The organism is Leisingera sp. NJS201 (assembly GCF_004535885.1).
Classification (GTDB): Bacteria; Pseudomonadota; Alphaproteobacteria; order Rhodobacterales; family Rhodobacteraceae; genus Leisingera.
On record NZ_CP038234.1, the window covers coordinates 1,954,434 to 1,974,808 of the forward strand.

At 60.1% G+C, this 20,375-nt stretch carries 16 protein-coding genes, 1 tRNA gene and 1 pseudogene; 7 read left to right on the forward strand and 11 right to left on the reverse strand.

Translation table 11 applies throughout. The features are described from left to right. Positions 1-62: 62 nt before the first annotated feature. From ETW23_RS09640 to rocF, 3 genes are read right to left on the reverse strand one after another with little or no spacing between them, the layout of a single operon-like run. The gene (locus tag ETW23_RS09640; RefSeq protein WP_134829868.1) at positions 63-1,109 is read right to left on the reverse strand and encodes an ornithine cyclodeaminase; all 1,047 of its coding nucleotides are present in this window, start codon (positions 1,107-1,109) and stop codon (positions 63-65) included. Continuing rightward, positions 1,106-2,035: a citrulline utilization hydrolase CtlX gene (gene ctlX / locus ETW23_RS09645; RefSeq protein WP_134829869.1), complete on the reverse strand. Its 930-nt coding sequence runs from the start codon at positions 2,033-2,035 to the stop codon at positions 1,106-1,108. Before ctlX ends, ETW23_RS09640 begins: the two co-directional genes overlap by 4 nt. Beyond that, on the reverse strand, positions 2,032-2,958 hold the full coding sequence (gene rocF, locus ETW23_RS09650) for an arginase (RefSeq protein ID WP_134829870.1): 927 nt from the start codon (positions 2,956-2,958) through the stop codon (positions 2,032-2,034). Before rocF ends, ctlX begins: the two co-directional genes overlap by 4 nt. A gap of 112 nt (positions 2,959-3,070) precedes the next feature. Between rocF and ETW23_RS09655 the strand changes: the two genes are divergently transcribed. Beyond that, the gene (locus ETW23_RS09655; protein ID WP_027258961.1) at positions 3,071-3,496 is read left to right on the forward strand and encodes an Lrp/AsnC family transcriptional regulator; all 426 of its coding nucleotides are present in this window, start codon (positions 3,071-3,073) and stop codon (positions 3,494-3,496) included. A gap of 61 nt (positions 3,497-3,557) precedes the next feature. On the opposite strand, the gene ETW23_RS09660 is transcribed toward ETW23_RS09655, so the two are convergent. Both ETW23_RS09660 and ETW23_RS09665 read right to left on the reverse strand, forming a co-directional pair. After that, a complete protein-coding gene (locus ETW23_RS09660; protein WP_134829871.1) occupies positions 3,558-4,025 on the reverse strand; it encodes a disulfide bond formation protein B in 468 nt (155 codons plus the stop codon). Positions 4,026-4,027: 2 nt separating this feature from the next. After that, positions 4,028-4,606: a YqaA family protein gene (locus tag ETW23_RS09665; RefSeq protein WP_134829872.1), complete on the reverse strand. Its 579-nt coding sequence runs from the start codon at positions 4,604-4,606 to the stop codon at positions 4,028-4,030. 165 nt (positions 4,607-4,771) lie between these two features. Here ETW23_RS09665 and ETW23_RS09670 point away from each other — a divergent pair. Beyond that, positions 4,772-4,857, forward strand: a tRNA-Leu gene (locus tag ETW23_RS09670). Positions 4,858-4,970: 113 nt separating this feature from the next. On the opposite strand, the gene ETW23_RS09675 is transcribed toward ETW23_RS09670, so the two are convergent. Together ETW23_RS09675 and mtnA are read right to left on the reverse strand one after the other, a co-directional pair. Next, complete coding sequence (locus ETW23_RS09675; RefSeq protein WP_129370895.1) at positions 4,971-5,636, reverse strand: class II aldolase/adducin family protein; 666 nt, start codon at positions 5,634-5,636, stop codon at positions 4,971-4,973. Positions 5,637-5,652: 16 nt separating this feature from the next. After that, on the reverse strand, positions 5,653-6,759 hold the full coding sequence (mtnA, locus tag ETW23_RS09680; RefSeq protein ID WP_134829873.1) for an S-methyl-5-thioribose-1-phosphate isomerase: 1,107 nt from the start codon (positions 6,757-6,759) through the stop codon (positions 5,653-5,655). Positions 6,760-7,034: 275 nt separating this feature from the next. On the opposite strand from mtnA, the gene ETW23_RS09685 reads away from it, so the two are divergent. Together ETW23_RS09685 and ETW23_RS09690 are read left to right on the forward strand one after the other, a co-directional pair. Next, the gene (locus ETW23_RS09685; protein WP_134829874.1) at positions 7,035-8,183 is read left to right on the forward strand and encodes an efflux RND transporter periplasmic adaptor subunit; all 1,149 of its coding nucleotides are present in this window, start codon (positions 7,035-7,037) and stop codon (positions 8,181-8,183) included. Positions 8,184-8,186: 3 nt separating this feature from the next. Continuing rightward, a pseudogene (locus ETW23_RS09690) lies at positions 8,187-11,311 on the forward strand (efflux RND transporter permease subunit). Positions 11,312-11,399: 88 nt separating this feature from the next. On the opposite strand, the gene ETW23_RS09695 reads toward ETW23_RS09690, so the two are convergent. After that, positions 11,400-11,612, reverse strand: coding sequence for a hypothetical protein (locus ETW23_RS09695; protein WP_129370899.1), 213 nt, complete (start codon positions 11,610-11,612; stop codon positions 11,400-11,402). A 506-nt stretch (positions 11,613-12,118) separates the two neighbouring features. Between ETW23_RS09695 and ETW23_RS09700 the strand changes: the two genes are divergently transcribed. From ETW23_RS09700 to ETW23_RS09710, 3 genes are all read left to right on the forward strand, one after another. Then, the gene (locus ETW23_RS09700) at positions 12,119-13,084 is read left to right on the forward strand and encodes a TAXI family TRAP transporter solute-binding subunit (protein ID WP_129370901.1); all 966 of its coding nucleotides are present in this window, start codon (positions 12,119-12,121) and stop codon (positions 13,082-13,084) included. 112 nt (positions 13,085-13,196) lie between these two features. Further along, positions 13,197-15,806 carry a TRAP transporter permease gene (locus tag ETW23_RS09705; RefSeq protein ID WP_134829875.1) on the forward strand — a complete coding sequence of 870 codons (2,610 nt, stop codon included), beginning with the start codon at positions 13,197-13,199 and terminating at the stop codon, positions 15,804-15,806. Next, entirely contained in the window at positions 15,803-16,234 is a 432-nt protein-coding gene (locus ETW23_RS09710) for a universal stress protein (RefSeq protein ID WP_129370903.1), read from the forward strand. The genes ETW23_RS09705 and ETW23_RS09710 overlap by 4 nt, the downstream gene beginning before the upstream one ends. Positions 16,235-16,262: 28 nt before the next feature. Here ETW23_RS09710 and ETW23_RS09715 read toward each other — a convergent pair whose 3' ends face one another. Genes ETW23_RS09715 through ETW23_RS09725 form a run of 3 tightly spaced genes read right to left on the reverse strand, consistent with a single transcriptional unit; the run spans position 16,263 to position 20,372 of the window. Then, positions 16,263-17,312, reverse strand: coding sequence for a lipocalin-like domain-containing protein (locus tag ETW23_RS09715; protein WP_134829876.1), 1,050 nt, complete (start codon positions 17,310-17,312; stop codon positions 16,263-16,265). Continuing rightward, complete coding sequence (locus ETW23_RS09720; protein WP_134829877.1) at positions 17,302-19,719, reverse strand: ABC transporter permease; 2,418 nt, start codon at positions 19,717-19,719, stop codon at positions 17,302-17,304. Before ETW23_RS09720 ends, ETW23_RS09715 begins: the two co-directional genes overlap by 11 nt. Continuing rightward, positions 19,716-20,372: an ABC transporter ATP-binding protein gene (locus tag ETW23_RS09725; protein WP_134829878.1), complete on the reverse strand. Its 657-nt coding sequence runs from the start codon at positions 20,370-20,372 to the stop codon at positions 19,716-19,718. The genes ETW23_RS09720 and ETW23_RS09725 overlap by 4 nt, the downstream gene beginning before the upstream one ends. Positions 20,373-20,375: the final 3 nt, after the last annotated feature.

Sequence of the window (20,375 nt, forward strand, 5' to 3'; positions counted from 1 at the left end):
GATCAGACGAAAAGGCCGGAGGTGCCGGCGGCCTCAGTTAAGCGGGCCGCCTTTGCATTGGGTCAGCCTTTGGCGCGTTGGAGCATACCAAACAAATCGCGCGGGTCGTCCGGATCTGCGAGCATGTCCAGGTCGATGAAATAGTCCGTGCCTTTGATGCGGTCGCGAATGTAACGCAGAGCCGAAAAATCCTCGATCGCGAAGCCAACGCTGTCGAACAAGGTGATCTGCCGGTCGCCGGTGCGGCCCTGTTTCTGGCCTGAAATCACCTCCCACAGCTCGGTCACAGCAAAATCTTCCGGCATTTGCTGAATTTCACCTTCGATCCGGGTTTGCGGCGGGTATTCGACAAAGACGTCAGAGCGGCTGAGGATACCGGCTGCCAATTCCGTCTTGCCCGGACAGTCGCCGCCAATCGCGTTGATATGCACGCCGCTGCCGACCATGTTGTCGGTCAGGATGGTGGCGTTTTGCTTGTCCGCGGTGCAGGTGGTAAGGATCTGGGCCCCTTCAATTGCCTCTTCCGGCGTTTTGCAGGATACAACCTCAACCCCCAGACCTTCCAAATTCCGGGCGCATTTTGCGGTTGCCGCGGTGTCTTTGTCATAAAGACGCACGGATTTCAGGCCGATTATTGCTTTCATCGCCAGGGTCTGGAACTCCGACTGGGCGCCGTTTCCGATCATCGCCATCGTGGTTGAACCTTTTGGTGCCAGATACTTGGCGGCCATTGCTGAGGTCGCCGCGGTGCGCAAGGCGGTCAGCATGGTCATCTCGGTCAGCAGCACCGGATAGCCGGTGTAGACATCTGCCAGCAGCCCAAAGGCGGTGACAGTCTGCAGGCCTTCGGAGGTGTTCTTGGGGTGGCCGTTCACATATTTGAACCCATAGGCCTCGCCGTCCGAAGTTGGCATCAGCTCAATCACGCCGACATCCGAATGGCTGGCAACACGCGGGGTTTTGTCGAACAGCTCCCAGCGTTTGAAATCGTCTTCGACATAACCTGCCAGATCACGCAGAATCTGCTCGACGCCGATGTGATGAACGAGGCGCATCATATTGTCGACGCTGACAAAAGGCACCAATGCTTTTTCCGAAGGCTGTGTCATGCGGAAGTCCTTTCACGGGGGCTGAGGTGGATGCCTGCCAGCATGCAGCGCACCGACCCGCCTGCGGTTTCGATGGTCGGAATGGTCAGGGGGAGCGGCTCTGCGCTCCTTTCGATTTCTGCGATCTGGTCCGGACGCAATGCGTCCAGCGCCTTGGCTGAAAGTGCAAGAATGCGTTTCTTGCCAGTAAGTTCCAGCGCGTTTCCGGCGAAATTGGCAATCTGCTCCTGAGTGAGATCAATCACGCGGCGGCCGGTTTCCTCCAGCCGCGCGGCAACTTCTGAACGGCGCGCTGGATCAACGATCATATCGAGGCAAATCAACGCGTATTCGGTGCCGATCCCCATCAATACATTGGTGTGATAGACGTCGCGGCCGGCTTCATCTTTGGCTTCGAACACCATGGGTTCAAAGTTGAAATGGGTGCAAAACCGTTCCAGAAGGATCGGGTCGGCGCGATTGGATTTCACCGTATAGGCAATGCGGCCGATGTGATCGAGCACCATGGCTCCGGTGCCTTCCAACGACAGCCCGTCCTGTTCCAGACCGGAGTAATCGATCACATCCTGAACCCGGTAGTCCCGCTTCAGCAGTTCGATCACGTCCCAGCGCCGTTCCTTGCGCCGGTTTTCAGCGAACATCGGGTAGACTGCGATATGCCCGCCGGCATGGGTGGAAAACCAGTTGTTCGGAAAAACACTGTCCGGGGTTCCGGTAGTGGTGTCAGCAAACACGTGCACGGACACACCTGCGCCGCGCAGAGTTTCCACGGCGCCGTCGAACTCTGCCAGTGCCTGGGCAGATGCCGTTTCAGCCGAAGTGTTTGCCAGCGTTTGGAAGGCGTTATCGTCCTTTGTTTCCGGGTTTGAGCGGAAATGATGCGGCCGGATCATGACCACGGCAGAGGGGGCTTGCAGGCTGGTCACTGATAGCTCCGTGTCGGGCGGTCAAAGACGCGCCGGCCCAGAGCCGAGGCGCAGAGATCCACCATCAAATGCGCTGTGCGGCCGCGTTCGTCCAGGAAGGGGTTCAGCTCAACCAGGTCCAGCGAGGTCATCAATCTGGAATCATGCAGGATTTCGCAGACCAGATGCGCCTCGCGCACGGTTGCGCCGCCGGGAACGGTGGTGCCGACGGCAGGCGCTACGGATGGGTCCAGAAAATCCACGTCCAGCGAGACATGCAGCATGCCATTGGCCTGGGCGACGTGCTCCAGGAACCGGTTCAGCGGGCCTGCAATGCCGTTTTCATCAATGTGGCGCATGTCATGGGTGCGGATGGAGCTGCCTTCCAGGGCAAGCCGTTCCTGGGTGTCGACAGACCGCAGGCCGATCATGCAGACATTCTCCTGCGGCACCGGGTTGGCGACATCAGGAAAACCCTCGAACCCATTGCGTCCAGTGAAATAACCAACAGGTGTTCCATGCAGGTTGCCGCTGTCCGATGTTTCCGGTGTGTGGAAATCGGTATGCGCGTCCAGCCACAGAACAAACAGCGGCCGGCCGGCCTTGGCAGCAAAATTCGCAGCCCCTGCGACAGAGCCGAGCGAGAGAGAATGATCCCCGCCAAGGAATATGGGAACCCCGCACTCAAGGGCGTCTTCAGCCGCCTGGGCAAGGCGCGCAGTCCAGCCGATGGTTTCATTCCGGGCAAAGACCAGCCCGTCATTGCCATCCGGTGCATGGGATTCCGGGCTTAGGTTTCCCAAGTCCTCAACCGTATGTCCAAGGTTCTCCAGTGCGGGGGCGAGCCCGGCAGTCCGGTAGGCGTCAGGGCCCATCAGGCAGCCGGCCCGGCGTTTTCCACTGTCCACCGGCGCGCCAATAAGGATGCAATGTTGCGAAGTCACCGTTTTGGCCTCTCAAGAAATTTGCTTTCTTACTAGAAACCTCCGGAATGTGATGGATTCCAGCATGCATTTTGCCCATAAAGGGCAGTGATTGGCCGATTTGGGGTGAGTAATGGACAAAACGGATGAGCGGCTGGTGTCAGCATTGCGGCATAACGCACGGGCGTCGCTGTCGGACCTGGCGCTCGAGCTGAACCTGTCACGCACAACAGTGCGGGCACGGATCGAGCGGTTGCAGGCACGGGGGGACATTCTGGGGTTTACCGTGGTGCTGAAGGAGGACGTGCTGCGGGATCCGGTCCGCGGGCTGATGCTGATCGGAATCGAAGGCCGCGGAACCAGCCGGATCACCCGGCAGCTGCAAGGGCTGCCAGAGGTGCGGGCCATTCACACCACCAACGGGCGCTGGGATTTGATTGTGGAGCTTGGCACCGAGACCCTGGAAACGCTGGACACGGCTTTGGCCAAGATCCGCACCTTTGAAGGGATTGTAAGCAGCGAGACAAATCTGCTTCTAGCCACCAAAAAGGACAGCTGATGCCTGCGGAGGCTGCAGGATAATCAATGGGTTATCTGCCGTACCTCAACTTTTCATAAGGTTAACCCTGCTTGCGGGCATGGTTGGCGGCTGCGACCCAAAGCAGTGCCAGACCAAAAGATGCAATGGCGTTCCAGCTGGCCATGGACAGTGACAGCATTTCCCAAGGCACCTCGTCGCAACGCACCAGCGGAGCGGCCATGATCTGGTCCAGCAGCTGATCCGGAGACAGGCCTCCAACCGGGCCGGACGTGCAGGTGGACGGTCCTTCCCACCAGCCTCGTTCAACCCCGGTGTGAAAGGCGCCTATGCCTGCTGTGGTCAGGGCCGCCAGCGCGCCCAGATAAGGCAGCAGCGCGCCCGGAATGATCAGCGCCAAAACGCCGATCCCAGCGGCGGCGGCATGCGGATAGCGCTGCCAATAGCACAGTTTACAGGGCGGCATTTCGCCAATGTATTGGAACCCCAGCGCGCCCAACAGCAGTGCAGCAGAGCCGCCGGCCGCAAGGATAATCAAAAAACGATGCATTATCAGATAAACCTTACCAGCAGGAAGCCGCCAAACAGGACAAGCATGAAGGCCGTGAAAACCAGACCCAAGCGGCGCTCAATAAAGTCGCGGACTGGGGTTCCGAACTTCCAGAGAAGTCCGGCGACGATGAAAAAACGCAATGCCCGTGCGAGGATAGAAGTGGCAATGAAGGTGCCGATGGGCATGCCGGTCCAGCCCGACATAATGGTTATCACTTTATAGGGGAACGGTGTGACGCCGGCGCCCAGCACAGCCCAGAACCCAAAATCGTTAAACCGGGTGTTGAATTCCGCCATGGCATCGCCTTTGCCCATCGCCTCCAGCACCGGCTGGCCGATGCCCTCGTAAAAGAACGCACCAATCGCATAGCCAAGCACACCGCCTGCAACCGAGGCCGCGAGGGCCACTAGCGCAACCAGCCAGGCGCGCGACGGGCGGGCCAGGATCATCGGAATCATCAGCACATCCGGCGGAATCGGGAACACGGAGCTTTCGACAAAGGCAACAATGGCCAAACACCAAAGCGCCTTGGGATGATCGGCCAGGGCCATCGTCCGGTTGTACAGCGGTTTCAGCATTCTGGGCTCTGCATCCTCAACGGGTTTTGCAAGATGAGGTGGCATGCGGGCCGCATTCCGTCAACCTTTGCTGCCGGGTGAATTCGCCACGCGCCGATTTTTTGGCTGCAAAGTGCCTTTTTGCCTCTGGACCTTGGCGTCTGGCTTGGCTAGGAACAGGACGTTGCCCAAGTGGCGGAATGGTAGACGCAGGGGATTCAAAATCCCCCGCTGGTGACAGCGTGCCGGTTCGAGTCCGGCCTTGGGTACCAATAAAAACAAAGGCCTGCAGCGCGTTCTTGCTGCAGGCCTTTGTTCTTTTTTGTCCACGTCCACCGGCGGATTCCGCAGTCACGTATTGGTCTTGCTTTGCACTGATGCAACGTCAGCGGCTGTCTTTCAGGCCGTAGTCCGCAAAGGCGGCGGTGACTTCCTGCATATCGGTTTCAGTCAGGATGTGTGGCCTGCCAATTGTGAGACTAGTCGCATAACCTTTTGCCAACGCCTCCAATTCCCCCATGCGCCAGAGTGCGCGCGGCAGGCTTTCGCCGGTGGCGACAGCACCATGATTTGCCATCAGGCAAGCACTGCGGTTTTGCAATGACCGGGTGATATTGTCAGACAGCTGCCGGCTGCCGAACAGCGCATAATCTGCCACCGGCACATCGTTGCCGCCAAAGGCCGCGACCATATAGTGGCAGGCAGGGATAGCCTGGCGGTTCATTGCCAAGGCACTGCAATAGACGGGATGCGCGTGAACCACCGCGTTGACAGCGGGCTTGGCCTGCAGAATGGCCAGGTGAAAAGGCCATTCAGTAGAAGGCTTCAACTGGCCGTCCGGTGACTGGCTGCCGTCCAGTGGCATCTTCACCAGATCCTTGGGCGTCATCTTTTCATAGGGCACACCGGAGGGCGTGATCAGCATCATATCGCCCGCGCGCACCGAGATATTGCCGGAAGTGCCCTGATTGATGCCCATGGCATTCATCTCCAGGCAGGCGTCGATCACTGTCTGCCGCAGCCCGGGGCTGTCCTGATAAGGAGGCTTCACGCAAATTCCTCCAGTCTCAAGCGGATCTGGCGGCAGCCATTTCGGGAAACAGCCCGGCAAGGCTGTCTTCGGAGGCTTCGCAGATCCCGCGTTCGGTGATCAGACCAGTGACCAGCCGGTTCGGGGTCACGTCAAAGGCCGGATTGCCGCCAGGCGTGCCATCCGGGGTGACCTGAACCACGCCAATGGCGCCATCCTCGGTCTTGCCTTGAACATGGGTGATTTCACGTTCGCTGCGGTCTTCGATCGGAATTTCGGCAACGCCGTCTGAGACGGTCCAGTCGATGGTCGGCGAGGGCAGGGCGACGTAGAAAGGCACTCCGTTGTCCTTGGCCGCCAGCGCTTTCAGATAGGTGCCGATCTTGTTGCAGACATCGCCGCGGCGGGTGGTGCGGTCTGTGCCGGTGATCACCAGATCCACCTGGCCGTGCTGCATCAGATGGCCGCCGGCATTGTCGGTGATGTAGCTGTGGCTGATACCATGGCTGCCAAGCTCCCAAGAGGTCAGGGCACCCTGGTTGCGCGGGCGCGTCTCGTCCACCCAGACATGTATCGGAATGCCCGCGTCATGCGCCTGGTACATCGGGCTGGTGGCGGTGCCCCAATCGACGGTGGCGATCCAGCCGGCGTTGCAATGGGTCAGCAGGCGGACCGGCTCGCCCGCGGGCTTGTTCGCGGCGATTTGCTTGATCAGCTCCAACCCGTGCGCGCCTATGCTGCGGTTGATCCCGACATCCTCGTCCGCGATCTCATGCGCCAGCGACAGCGCGGCGGCGGCGCGTTCCCCTGCCGCCAGCGGCCGCAGGTGGTTGCGGCAACGGTCCAGCGCCCAGCGCAGGTTGATGGCGGTGGGGCGGGTCGCGTTGAGAAAGCTCCAGGCCTGATCCATCGCCGCATCCGACGGATCCAGCCGCATCGCCAGAGCCATGCCATAAGCTGCCGTCGCACCGATCAGCGGTGCGCCACGCACCCGCATCTCAACAATTGCTTCGGCAAACTCCTGCAGCGTGTTCACCTGCTGGACACGGAAGTCATGCGGCAGCCAGCGCTGGTCAATGATCTGCAGCGCATCGTGATTGTGGTCCCACCAAAGGGAGCGGTAATGGGTGCCATTCACTTTCATCGGAGTTTCCCCTTTTTCCTAGCGGCGCAGCTGCCGCCGCCGGATTGGCCGGCAAGTTGTTTCCGGTTTCCCTGAATTGCGCCTTGTGCGCAAGGTTTCGTTGGAAAGGCCCGCTGGATAATCGCGGAGTTTCGGAGTGAATTTGTCCGGTCAGCACGCGTGCTCCTTGCAGACAGCAGCTCGCGCAGTGTTCAATAGGGTTAAGTTTTATAACGAAGCGGTGCACCGGAAAACCGGCCGCCCTGATTATTTCTGTCAAATTGAAAGGCTCAAGAATGAAGTATTTCTGGAACGGGGGCCTGACTGGCCGGACCGGGCTTGCCGTTATTGCAGCGGTTGGCCTTGTAAGTGCAGATGCGGCGTTTGCGCAGCAGGGTGCTGCACCAAAGGTTTCGGTGTCGCAGGCAGCGGTTAAACCGATCAAAGATACCTCAACCTTCATCGGCCGGGGTGAAGCGATCGACAAGGCCAACATCATGGCCCGGGTCAACGGCTACTTGGAGGAGGTGCTGGTTAAAGACGGTGCCGAGGTTGAAAAGGGCGACGTGCTGTTCCGCATCGAACGCAGCGCTTATGAGGCGGTGCTGGAAAGCCGCCGCGCCGAACTGGCCCAGGCTGAGGCCAATTTAGAGCTCGCCTCGTTGGATCTGGCCCGCAAACAGGAGCTGTTCGAACGCGGTTCGGTGCCTGAGGCCGACCGGGATACCTCCCGCGCCAATGAGCTGGTGGCCGAAGCCCAGGTGCGCGCTGCCGCAGCTGCGATCCGGCAGGCCGAATTGGATCTGAGCTATACCGAAATCCACGCGCCGTTCTCGGGCCGGGTCGGCCGGGTCGAGGTCAGCATCGGCGATGTGGTCAACCCCAGTGGCGCGGCTTTGGTCAATATCGTGCGCGAAGCACCGGTTTATGTTTCCTTTTCTTTGAACGAAAAGCAGTTCGTCGAGATTTTGCAGGAGCTTCAGGCCGAAGGTATAGAACGGGCCGATGCCGATTCCGCACCGGAAGTGTTTGTCGTTCTGCCTAATGGCGACGAGCTGGAGGAAAAAGGCCGGATCGCCTTTGCCGGCAACCGGGTTGATCCAGCCACCGGCGCTGTCACCGTGCGGGCGCAGTTTCAAAATGATCACCGGCTGATCCTGGACGGCGCCTTTCTGACCGTCGGCCTGCAGTCTCAGGAGGCAGTCGACCGCATCATCATCAGCCAAGCTGCGATCCAGCGCGATCAGCAGGGGCCGTTTGTTCTGGTAGTGGACGATCAGAACCAAGTGGCCCAGCGCTATATCGTCACTGGCGATGTGCAGGGCACCGGGATCATCGTGTTGGACGGGCTGACAAATGGGGAAACCGTTGTTGTCGAAGGCCTGCAGAAAATCCGCCCGGGCGTGGAAGTGGACCCGGTGCTGGCCGGGCAGACAGGAGAATAACCGATGTTTTCCTCTATCTTCATCGAGCGGCCGAAATTCGCAATCGTCATCTCGCTGGTGCTGACGGTCATGGGGGTGATCGGCTACTTCGCGCTGCCGGTTGCGCAGTTCCCGGAAATCACCCCGCCGGTGGTGAATGTCACCGCCAGCTATCCCGGCGCCAATGCTGAAACCGTGGAAAAAAGCGTCGCCGCGCCGATCGAGGCGCAGGTCAACGGGGTGGACGGGATGCTCTATATGTCCTCCACTTCGGCTGACGACGGCAGCTATTCTCTTTCAGTGACCTTTGAAGTTGGCACTGATGCCGATATCGCGTCCGTCAACGTGCAGAACCGGGTGGCGCAGGCAACCGCGGCGCTGCCGTCCGAGGTCACGGCAAACGGTGTGGTGACGCAGAAAAGTTCCTCCAACATGCTGCTGGTTGCGGCTCTGACATCGCCTGACAGCTCGTATGACAATGTGTTTCTGTCAAATTATGCCGCCATCAACATCAAGGATGCCCTGGCCCGCGTCGAAGGCGTAGGTAAGGCGGAAATCCTGACCAACTTTGAGTACGCCATGCGGGTCTGGCTGGATCCGAACAAGATGGCCGGCCTTGGGATTTCACCCGGTGACGTGATCAACGCGGTGCGCGAACAGAACATCGAAGTCTCCGCCGGGCAGGTGGGCGCGCCGCCGGTTCCGGGTGATCAGGTGTTCCAGTATACCATCAAGTCCAAGGGCCGCCTGACCGAGGTTGCTGAGTTTGAGGACATCGTCATCCGCACCGGCGACAACGGCGGCACTGTCCGCCTCAGGGACATTTCCAAGGTTGAACTTGGGGCCTCCAACTACAGTTCCTCGGGCTATTTCGACGGCGTGCCGGCGACGATTCTGGCTGTCTACCAGTCTCCCGGTGCCAATGCGCTGGCTGTGTCCGAGGCTGTGCTGGCGGAGATGGACCGGCTGTCGGAGGATTTCCCGGACGACGTTGCCTATTCGGTGCCGTTCAACACCACAGATTTTGTCGAACAGTCGCTGAATGACGTGATTTCCACCCTGATGATGACCTTTGCACTGGTGATCACGGTGGTGTTCATCTTCCTCGGTTCTTTCCGGGCAACAATTATCCCCGCGGTGGCCATTCCGGTGTCCCTTATCGGGACATTTGCCTTCCTGCTGGTGCTTGGCATGTCGCTCAACACCATTTCGCTGTTCGCACTGGTGCTGGCGATCGGCATTGTGGTGGATGACGCCATCGTGGTGGTGGAGAACGTCGAACGGATCATTGCCGAGGAGGGGCTGCCCCCGGCCGAGGCCACGCGCAAAGCAATGGGGCAGATCACCGGTCCGGTGATTGCCACAACCCTGGTGCTACTGGCGGTGTTTGTGCCGGTTACCTTCATGCCTGGGATCACCGGTAAGCTGTACTCGCAGTTTGCGGTGACCATTTCGGTTGCGGTTGTGATCTCCTCGGTCAACGCGCTGACACTGTCGCCGGCGCTTTGTTCTATTGTGCTCAAGGCGCGCTCTGGCCCGCCAAAAGGCTTGCTGGCACTGTTCGAGAACATGATCGGCGGCGTCCGCAGCGGATATCTGAGCATCGTCACCCGCCTGCTGCGCCTGCCGGTGATCGGGCTTGCCATCATCGCGGCGGTTGCCTTTGGTACCGGCAGTATTTTCAACTCTACATCCAAAGGCTTCCTGCCGGCCGAAGACAACGGCTATCTGTTTGTGGACGTCCAGCTGCCTGACGCGGCGGCGCTGGGTCGGACAGAGACAGTGACCGGCCGGATTGACGAGCAGATCCGGCAGATCCCCGGTGTCCAGGGCACGGTTCTGGTCAATGGTTTCAGCCTGCTGAACGGGGCCGGGGCCAATGGTGCGATGATCATCGCCTCCCTTCACCCTTGGGATGAACGGCAAACCGAGGCGCTGCATCCCAACGCCATCCTTGGCCAGATCTACGGCATTGCTAACGGAGAAGCCGCAGCCAGCATCGTCGCCTTCAACCCGCCGCCGATCTCGGGCCTGGGCATGTCCGCAGGTGTGGAAATGGCCATACAGCAGACCGCAGGCGGCACCCCGCAGGATCTGGCACAATCGGTCGGCTCGCTGGTCTATTCTGCCAACCAGCGTCCGGAAATCGCCCAGTCCTATACAACCTTCCGGGCTAACGTGCCGCAGGTGTTTGTCGATCTGGACCGCGAGAAAGCCAAGACGCTGAATGTGCCGATTTCCGAGGTGTTCCAGACCATGCAGGCGCATCTGGGGTCCTACTATGTCAACGACTTCAACCTGTTCGGGCGTGTCTACAAGGTGATGCTGCAGGCCGAAGGCACCTACCGCGACAAGATTGAGGATATCGGCGGCCTGTATGTGCGGACGCAGTCAGGTGAAATGGTGCCGCTGTCGACCCTGATTGATGTGGAAAACGTGCTGGGGCCGGTGCTGCTGAAACGGCACAATATCTTCCGCTCGGCCACTGTCACTGCTGTGCCGGCGGCGGGTCTTTCCACCGGCGATGCGATCCGGGTGATGCAGGAGGAAGCCGCGACGGCGCTGCCGCCGGGTTATGCCTTTGAATGGACGGGCACGGCGCAGCAGCAGCTGGACTCGGCAGGTCTGGTCACCGTGATCCTGGCGATGGCTGTATTGTTCGGTTATCTGTTCCTGGTCGCGCAATACGAAAGCTGGACGATGCCGGTGGCAATTCTGCTGTCGGTGATCGTGGCCCTGTTCGGAGCGGTTGCGGCAGTGGCAATCGCCGGCAATGACATCAACCTCTACACGCAGATCGGGATGATCATGCTGATCGGCCTGGCGTCGAAAAACGCCATTCTGATTGTCGAGTTCGCGATGGAGCAGCGCGCCGCCGGGCTCACCATCCGCGATGCCGCGCAGGAGGCGGCCAAACAGCGTTTCCGCGCCGTGATGATGACAGCGCTGTCCTTCCTGCTGGGGTGGTGCCATTGCTGGTTGCGTCAGGTGCCGGCGCGGCCAGCCAGCGGGCCATCGGTATTGCCGTCTTTGGCGGCATGCTGGCGGCAACCGTGGTTGGCGTCATCGTGGTGCCGGTGCTTTATGCGATGATGCAGGGGATGCGGGAACGCATCAAAGGCACACCGGCAGCCCAGCCGGCAGAGTAGAACAGCCCGCCCCGCCAGTGCATCTGGCGGGGTTTTCTTTTCCATCAGAACCGCAGGTCCGGCAGGGCAGGCCGCGATCAGCCGGGCATCAGGCGCGGCGCGCGCGCAATCCGCGGTCATGGGCCGCCGACAGGATCAGGTCCCATTTCCGTGGCGTACAGCGGAATTCCGGCTCCACATCACAGGTCAAAGGCGCATTTGCCTCGCTGGGTATCTTTCTGGCTTCAGCGGAAACGCAGCGTTCCAAAGCCCAGAAATCCGTCAAAGACGGGTTGTCAGTAATCACTTGGCTCAGCAGCATTGCCGCAAGCTCCCCGTTAATGCTGTCCGCTTTGTTATTTTTTAGTACCGCGGATCAATTTTTATGTGGTGCGTATTAGCGTCATCCGGATGATTTGTCACCAGAATGTTTTTCAAACCGTCGCAAAGCTGCAAAAATCCGCTTGGAATAGCTGCCAAGGTTACACGGCGCAGAAGCCCGGCTGCCCGCAGGAAGAATCGCTGCACCGGTCATTTTCCTTGCAAGAAAAAACTTTGTGCAGAGGTGGCGGAATGCACCCGGACCTTGACGGGGAAAATTACCTAACCTTCGTCAATTAGGAGAAAAATGCGGGTTTACCGGGTGCGTCAATAGATAGCACCCTTGACTTGGCGAGGTGCCGGTGAAACCCTTCTGCACGTGCGAAATAATCCGCACATGCCCGGTCTGGCGGGCCGAATTCTGTGGCCGTGCAGGTCCCGTAACCGCGGGTTCACTGCCTTCCGCGCCAGGCTGCAAATCATAAGACAAGTGGGAGAGACTTGATCATGAAACACACCCAGCTGGCTATCGGTGCATTGGTGGCGGCGTCCTTTGCGGCACCCGCAGCATTTGCTCAGGAATACATCACCATTGGCACCGGCGGCGTGACCGGTGTTTATTACCCGACCGGCGGCGCCATCTGCCGTCTGGTGAACAAGGGCCGCAAGGAGCATGGCTTCAAATGCGCCGTCGAATCCACCGGCGGTTCGGTCTACAACATCAACACCATCCGCGAAGGCGAGCTGCAGTTCGGCGTGGCCCAGTCTGACTGGCAGTACCACGCTTACAATGGCACCTCCAAATTCGAGGAAGCAGGCCCGTTCGAAGGTCTGCGCGCCGTATTCTCAGTCCACCCGGAACCGTTCACCGTTGTGGCCCGTGCCGATTCCGGCATTTCCACCTTTGACGATCTCAAGGGCAAGCGCGTTAACATCGGCAACCCGGGCTCCGGCCAGCGCGGCACCATGGAAGTGCTGATGGGCGCCAAAGGCTGGGGCATGGAAGATTTCGCCCTGGCAACCGAACTGAAGGCAGCGGAACAGTCTGCAGCGCTCTGCGACAACCAGATCGACGCGATGATCTATACCGTTGGCCACCCGTCGGGTTCGATCCAGGAAGCCTCCACCGCCTGTGACTCGGTATTGGTCACCGTGGACGGCGAAGCCGTTGACAAGCTGGTCGGCGACAATTCCTTCTACCGCACCGCCACCATTCCCGGCGGAATGTACCGCGGTTCGGACAACGACACCCAGACCTTTGGCGTGGGCGCAACCTTTGTCACCTCGGCGGACGTGTCCGACGATGCGGTCTATGCCGTTGTCAGCTCGGTGTTTGAGAATTTCGAAGCCTTCCAGAAGCTGCATCCGGCATTTGCCAACCTGAAGCCGGAAGAGATGATCGCAGACGGTCTGTCGGCACCGCTGCATCCCGGTGCGGCCAAGTATTACAAAGAAAAAGGCTGGATCGAGTAATCCACCCAACAAAAGGAACGGGGCGCATTTGGCGCCCCGTTTTGCCTGAGGCCGCTGCCCAGGCTTTAAATTTCAGGCCCCGGACAAACGGCGGCCACAGGGGAGATTATCCATGGCATCCGATGCTCAGGGAAATCGGCCGCTCAGCGAAGAAGAGCTTCAGGAACTTGTCGCGTCCTCAGACGCTGGCGCCCGCAATCCGGTAGGAAATGTGGGGCTGTTCCTGGCTATCGTCGCAGTTATTTGGTCGGTGTTCCAAGTCATTCTGGCTTCACCCGTTTCCAACCTGCTGCTGCCCGGCAGTGTGGTGAACAATTCCCGGCAAATCCATCTGGCCTTTGCCATTTTCCTGGCCTTCGCGGCCTATCCCGCATTGAAATCCAGTCCGCGGGATTACATCCCTGTACAGGACTGGGTCTTTGCGCTGGCTGGCACCGTAATTGCCATGTACGGCTATATTTTCTATCAGAAAATCGTCGATTCCGGCGGGCTTGCCGATGACATGGATAAATGGTTTGCGCTGGCGGGCCTTATCCTGCTGTTTGAGGCCGCCCGCCGTGCGCTTGGCCCGGCAATGGCGATCATCGCAACTATCTTTCTGGCCTATGTGTTCTTTGGCTCCTCTGAATGGGTGCCCGAAGTTATCCGCTGGAAGGGCGCCAGCCTGAAGAAGGCGATGAGCCATATGTGGATCACCTCCGAGGGAGTGTTCGGCATCGCCTTGGGTGTCTCCACCAAGTTTGTCTTCCTGTTTGTGCTGTTCGGTGCGCTGCTGGATAAGGCAGGGGCCGGCAATTACTTCATCAAGATGGCCTTTGGCGCGCTTGGCCACCTGCGGGGCGGCCCGGCCAAGGCGGCCGTGGTGGGTTCAGCCGCAACCGGTCTGATCTCCGGCTCCTCCATCGCCAACGTTGTCACCACCGGCACCTTCACCATCCCGCTGATGAAGCGGGTGGGCTTTACCAGCGAACAGGCCGGCTCGGTCGAGGTTGCCTCGTCAGTGAATGGCCAGATCATGCCGCCGGTGATGGGCGCCGCGGCCTTTCTGATGGTGGAATATGTGGGCATCTCTTATGTCGAGGTGATCACCCATGCCTTCCTGCCGGCCGCGATTTCCTACATCGCGCTGGTCTATATCGTGCATCTGGAAGCGGTGAAGCGGAACATGCCGACGCTCGGCAACCGTGTTGTCTCCATGGGCCGCACCATTGGCGGCATGGCGCTGTTCTTTGCCGGCTTTGCGGCCCTCTGCTATAGCGTTCAATACCCGGTCAAATGGATCACCTCAGCCATGCCGGGCGCCTCCGGGCTGACTCTGTCAGCCCTTGTGTTCGCAGCCTACGCGGCCCTGTTGTGGCTGGCTTCCGGCGTTGACGATCTGGTGCCGGACGACCCGAACGCCAAAGAGGTCGAACTGCCAGTGGTGGGCGAGATCTATAAGGCGGGCCTGCATTACCTGCTGCCGATCATCGTGCTGGTCTATTTCCTGATGATCGAACAGAAGTCCCCAGGCCTGTCGGCATTCTGGGCAACCGCGCTGCTGTTTGTGATCCTGCTGACCCAGAAACCGCTCAAGGCCATCTTCCGCGGCCAAAGCAATATGGCCAATTCCTTTATGGAAGGCGTCTACGACCTGTGGAACGGGCTGATCGACGGCGCACGCAATATGATCGGCATCGCGCTGGCCACGGCCACTGCGGGGGTGATCGTGGGCACCGTGACACTGACCGGTGTCGGGCAGGTGATGTCCGAACTGGTGGAGTTTGTCTCGGGCGGCAACCTGATCCTTATGCTGGTGATGGTTGGTATCTTGTCGCTGGTTCTGGGCATGGGGCTGCCGACAACGGCGAACTACATCGTCGTCAGTTCGCTGATGGCCGGTGTGGTGGTGGAACTCGGCGCCCAGTCCGGCCTGATTGTGCCGTTGATCGCTGTGCATCTGTTTGTGTTCTACTTCGGCATCATGGCGGATGTGACGCCGCCTGTGGGGCTGGCCAGCTTTGCCGCAGCGGCGGTGTCGGGTGGCGATGCGATCCGCACCGGCTTCATTGCCTTCTTCTACTCGTTGCGGACCGTGGCGCTGCCGTTTGTATTCATCTTCAACACCGACCTTCTGCTGATCGATGTGACATGGATGCAAGGCATACTCGTGGCAATATCAGCCACCATCGCCATTCTGGTCTTTACCGCCGGCACCATGGGCTATTTTGTCAGCCGCAGCCGGATCTATGAAAGCATCCTGCTGATCTTTGCAGCCTTCGCACTGTTCCGGCCGGATTTCTTCATGGACCGGGTGATGCCGCCCTATGAACAGGTGCCGCCGGCCCAGCTGGTTCAGGCCTTGGATGAGGCTGAGGCGGGCGCGGAATTCCGGATCACGGTTGAAGGCCCTGATTTTGATACGTCCGAGATCAAAAGCACCACTATGATCCTGACCGCCGATGGCACCGGTGGCCAGCAAGCGGTGGATGCCTACGGCCTTCTGCAGCTGGAGGAAGACGGCGTTGTAAAGCTGGATGAGCCGATGTTCGGCACGCCGGCAGCGCCCAATCTGGAAAGTTTTGATTTCTACGCCGATGAACCGGTGCAGATTGCAACGATCCAGGCCCCGGCCAGCCAACTGCCCAAAGAGCTGATCTTTATTCCGGCACTGCTGCTGGTTGCCCTCGTTGCAATGATGCAGCGCGGCCGTGCGCGTGAACAGAAAGGAGTCCCGGCATGAACAAACCTGTTCTATGCGCCCTGGAACTGAGTGATCCGGCGTCCGACGAAAAAGTGCTGACCCAGGCCGCCCGGCTGGCGGATCTGGACGGCGCCCAATTGGATGTCGTCAACGTGCTGCCGGACTTTGGCGAAAGCTGGGTGTCGGGCTTCTTTGAGGAGCACCATCACCAAAAAGCCGTCAAGGACACCACCCAGCGGCTGCGCGATCTTTGCACCAAGGTGCTGGGAGAGGAAGGCAATGCCAAGGTGCGTCATCTGGTGGCCACCGGCAAAGCGTATCAGGAGATCCTGAAGGTGGCCGAAACGGCGGGCAGCGGGCTGATCGTGATCGGTGCGCACAAGCCGGATCTCAAGGACTATCTGCTTGGGCCGAATGCGGCCCGGGTGATCCGGCATTCGGATTGCTCAGTCTTTGTGGTTCGCTGAAAGTAAACAGGGGCGCCTTCGGGCGCCCTTATTCATAGCCGGTCATCTCCAGGTAGCCTTTGCCGGAATGGCTGCCGCTGACCGACACCGGCCCTTCCCAGTATGAAAATGAGGTTCCCATCCAGCTTTGTGGGTTAAGTGCCTGAACCTCAACGGAAACACCCTTTTCCGGCAGGCTTGCACGCCAGCGCGTAGGGATTTTCCGGCCCTGCACATCGCTGACAGCCAGCGCCTCAGCCTGAAAAGCACCAGGCGCCAACGGCTCGGCTTTGCCATCCGCCGTTATCCAGGTGCCTGACGTGAAATCACCGCTTGTGCCGCGCAGTACAAACCCCATCAGCTTGTCTCCGCTGTCAAAGCTGAGCGAGAACCAGTCCCAGCCGCTTTGATCCTCTGCCAGCGGCTGGCTTGACCATTCCCGGTCCAGCCAGCCATGGCCAGTGACGTCAACCGGCCCGCCGGACAGGTCCAGCGTTCCGGACACCTTGTAGAATGGTTGGGAATAGTAATAGCTCGCTTGGCCGCTCTCGGATTTCTCGGAATACCCGTCCTCTCCATGCAGCACCAGCGGACCCTCAGCGGTGAGCCGCAAGTCATAGGAAAACTCATGATCTGACGCCTTTATCTCCATCTTTTCAAATGCCTCTCCCGTGGAACGCATCTGCCAATCCCCGATCCAGGCGTCAAATGGGTCAGCCGATACCCCAGCCTGGCCCACACCGCCGCGGGCAATGCGTTCAGCGAACAGGTGCTGGTCCGGCGCTGTCACGGCCGCATGGGCCAACCAGATTTGCGGGCTTTGCCAGCCCTCAGCCTCTCCCGGTGCCAAGGCGGAGCGGAACAGCGTCCACTGAATGCCGTAGTCCTGGCCGCCGGCGTCTGTCAGATTGGCGGTTAAGTACCACCACTCAATGCGGAAATCCGGATGGGCGCCGTGATCCTGAGGAAAAGACAGCTGGCGGCCAAGCTCTGGCACCGCAAACCCTTCGGCCTCAGTACCAAGCCCGGCATAACCCTGCGGCAGGGCTGCAGTGGCGCAGCCAGCCAGGAGGAACGGGAATATGGATCTAACGTTCATTGGCAAACACCTTGAGCAGTTCCGCAGGATCCAGACGGCTGAGACGGCGCGCGGGCAGGGCGGCTGCCACCACCGCAGCCAGCAAGGCCAGCAGGATAAGCCGCAGCCAGTCCGCTGGAAACAAATGCATCGGCAGCTTCCAGCCAAAGGCTTCAACATTAATGACGGAAAGCAGCGCCCAGGCCAGAACAAGCCCCAGCGGCAGGGCCAGAAGCGCGGTGATCGCGGCCAGCAGCAGGCTGCGCAGGATTTCGGCACCGGCCAGCTGGCGGCGGCTAAGACCCATCGCCCAAACCGGGGCAAGCTGCGGCAATCGCTGGCTCCATAGGGTAAGAAGGCTGGTCAGCATGGCAAATCCGGCCACTCCCAGCGTCAGCAGGTTCAACGCGGAAGTGATGGTAAAGGTCCGGTCAAAGACGCCCAGAGAGCGGGCCTTGATGCCCGCCTGGTCAACGATGTTTTCCCGCGGCATTTCAAATGCTTCACGAATGGAGCTGATGATTTCCGGCACATCTTCAGCAGGCAGCCGCAGCCCGAATTGCCGGTTTGGAATATCCGCTGCGCGGGCCAGCAGTGCAGCCAGCGAGGTGATCACCTGACCATTCGGATTGCCATAGTCGGAGTAGATTCCGGCAATTGTCAGCTCCCAATCCGGGGCCAATGCCAAAGAACGCCCGGGGCTAAGGTCATGACGGCGGGCAAATTGTTCATTGACCAACAGGGCTTCTCCAGCGGCGACGTGGTCCCAGACCTCCGGCAGCGCCTCCAGCAGCGGCCAATTCTGCCGGTACGTCTCATCATCCGCAATGCCGTATATCCGCAGCGGCGCCCCTTTGTAGCGGATGTCACTGCGCCGGATCGGCAGCACGGTTATGCCGCGATCTTCCAGCCATTGCGTTAGCCTCTCTCCCTGTTCATCGCTTGTCGTGGTCACGTAAACTTCAGCCGACAGGCGTTGGTCCAGCCAGCCGACAAAGGTGAGCCTGAAGCTGGAAACCATTGTTCCGACGCCGATATTCGTCGCCAACGCCAAAAGCAGCGCCATCAGGGCAAGCGACATCCCCGGCAATTGCGCCCTGGTGTCGGCCCAAAGCCATTCTGCAAATGGACGTGTGCACAGCCGCGCCCCGATCCGCAGGCCGGATGAGATCAGCAGCGGCAGCATCAGTGCAGCCCCCAGCATAAGCCCGGACAGAAAGACAAACCCTGCAATAAGTCCTTGAAAGATTAGGATGACCAGAAGGCCTGCAAGCAAACAGACGGCACCTGCGATCGCCGCCGCCAGGTGCGACTTGCTTGCCTGCTGCCCGCGGGCCTGGGTTGCGGGTGCGGCCAGCAGGGGCATCCGCCATAAGGCGTAAAGCGCCTGAGCCCCGGCCAGGAACGTACCGCCGCAGGCCATTGCCAGCCCGGACAAAACCCACTCAAGACGCAAGCTGAGGGCGCCGTCCACCGAGGCGCCGTAGAGCCCGGACAGCGTGGCCTGAACATCCGGCAGCAGTGCCGCCGCCACCAGATAGCCTCCGGCCAGCCCCGCAATCCCGGAAATCAGCGCGACAACCGCAAGCTCTGCTGCGAACAGGGCAACCAGTACCCGCATCGGAACACCCAGACCGCGCAAGGTCCGGATCATACTGCGGCGCTGCTCCAGGCTGAGACCGATGGTCCCTTGAACAATGAACAGCCCGACAGCAAAGGACAACAAACCAAAGGCTGTCAGGTTGAGGTGGAAACTGTCGGTAAGCCGTGCTGTATCTGCCGCTGCATTCCGGGCAGGAATGCGGGTCAGGCCCGGGGCAAGCTGCTGCAGGGGTGTCAGGCCGTGAATTTGATCCGGCAGAATGATCAGGTAGCTGAGGCTGTCCGGCTGGCGCAGCAGCCGGCTGGCCAAACTGATGTCTGCAATCAGCACGCCGCGCGGCAGCCTGTCCGTTTGGGTGACCGGGTACTCACTTTGCGCGGCAGAAAGCACCTGCGCGGTTTCCGGGTGTGCAAAAAACCGGCCCGGCGGCAAAAGCGCATCCAATGCAGGTGCGCTGTCCTGCTCCGCCGCCTCGGCCAGGGCCGGAACCAGCGGATGGGTTAGCAGATCAATGCCCATGATATCAAAGCTTTGCCGCTTGAACCTGACAGTTCCTTCCAGAACAGGCGTCAACTGCCATCCCGACCGGCGCAAGCTGGCGTATTGCTGCAGCGCGATTGCACCGTCTTCCGGCGCCAGCCGGTCCGCAGCTGTTGTACCAAGCTGCTCGGCGGCGCGTGCGTAACTGGCGCGGGCTTCGCCGTTGATTGCCTGAACTGCAGACCAAAGCCCCGTTGCCAGGGCCAGCCCGGCCATCAGCGTTGCCAGTTGCAGGGGATGCCGCCGCCAGTGCGACAGGATGGCACTCAGCGCGGTGCGGATCATGCGGCCTGGCCAAGCTGCAAATGCAGGCGTTGGTCCAGCATCCTGGCAATGGCGGCGGAATGGGTGACCAGAAACAGGGCCGCGCCGCTTTCCCGGACCAGTTCCAGCATAAGGTCCATCACCGCCGCGCTGGCGGTTTCATCCAGGTTCCCGGTCGGCTCGTCCGCCAGCAGCAATTTGGGCCGCAAGGCCAGGGCACGGCCAATGGCAACCCGCTGTTGCTGCCCGCCTGAGAGCTGCTCCGGGTAGCGATCGAGAAAACCGGCCAGGCCAAGACGGTCCGCCAGCACTTGCCCCCAATCAGGATCCCACCGGTTTCCCAACCGCGCGTGCAGCGCGATGTTCTGCCAAATGCTGAGTGAAGGTATTAAATTAAACTGCTGGAAAACAAGAGAAACATCTCTTCTCCGCAACGCCGCGCGCTGCCGGTCTTTAAGGTTTGAAAGCGGAGTGCCCGCAATTTCAATTTCGCCGCTGTCAAAACGGTCCAATGCCCCGGCCAAATGCAGCAATGTGCTTTTACCAGAGCCGCTGTCGCCCGTCAGCGCCAGGCTGCTGCCAGCCGCCAAATCCAAAGACACCCCGCGCAAGACAGCGTTTTCCGGCGTCTGTCCCGGATAGGTTTTGGTTACATTGCGGATCTTCAAAACCATTCC

Bases quoted from the DNA above. Each gene is read 5' to 3' on its own strand.
- ETW23_RS09640 (WP_134829868.1), bottom strand. From the start codon at position 1,109: ATGACACAGCCTTCGGAAAAAGCATTGGTGCCTTTTGTCAGCGTCGAC.
- ETW23_RS09655 (WP_027258961.1), top strand. From the start codon at position 3,071: ATGGACAAAACGGATGAGCGGCTGGTGTCAGCATTGCGGCATAACGCA.
- ETW23_RS09660 (WP_134829871.1), bottom strand. From the start codon at position 4,025: ATGCATCGTTTTTTGATTATCCTTGCGGCCGGCGGCTCTGCTGCACTG.
- ETW23_RS09665 (WP_134829872.1), bottom strand. From the start codon at position 4,606: ATGCTGAAACCGCTGTACAACCGGACGATGGCCCTGGCCGATCATCCC.
- mtnA (WP_134829873.1), bottom strand. From the start codon at position 6,759: ATGAAAGTGAATGGCACCCATTACCGCTCCCTTTGGTGGGACCACAAT.
- ETW23_RS09685 (WP_134829874.1), top strand. From the start codon at position 7,035: ATGAAGTATTTCTGGAACGGGGGCCTGACTGGCCGGACCGGGCTTGCC.
- ETW23_RS09695 (WP_129370899.1), bottom strand. From the start codon at position 11,612: ATGCTGCTGAGCCAAGTGATTACTGACAACCCGTCTTTGACGGATTTC.
- ETW23_RS09700 (WP_129370901.1), top strand. From the start codon at position 12,119: ATGAAACACACCCAGCTGGCTATCGGTGCATTGGTGGCGGCGTCCTTT.
- ETW23_RS09705 (WP_134829875.1), top strand. From the start codon at position 13,197: ATGGCATCCGATGCTCAGGGAAATCGGCCGCTCAGCGAAGAAGAGCTT.
- ETW23_RS09710 (WP_129370903.1), top strand. From the start codon at position 15,803: ATGAACAAACCTGTTCTATGCGCCCTGGAACTGAGTGATCCGGCGTCC.
- ETW23_RS09715 (WP_134829876.1), bottom strand. From the start codon at position 17,312: ATGAACGTTAGATCCATATTCCCGTTCCTCCTGGCTGGCTGCGCCACT.
- ETW23_RS09720 (WP_134829877.1), bottom strand. From the start codon at position 19,719: ATGATCCGCACCGCGCTGAGTGCCATCCTGTCGCACTGGCGGCGGCAT.
- ETW23_RS09725 (WP_134829878.1), bottom strand. From the start codon at position 20,372: ATGGTTTTGAAGATCCGCAATGTAACCAAAACCTATCCGGGACAGACG.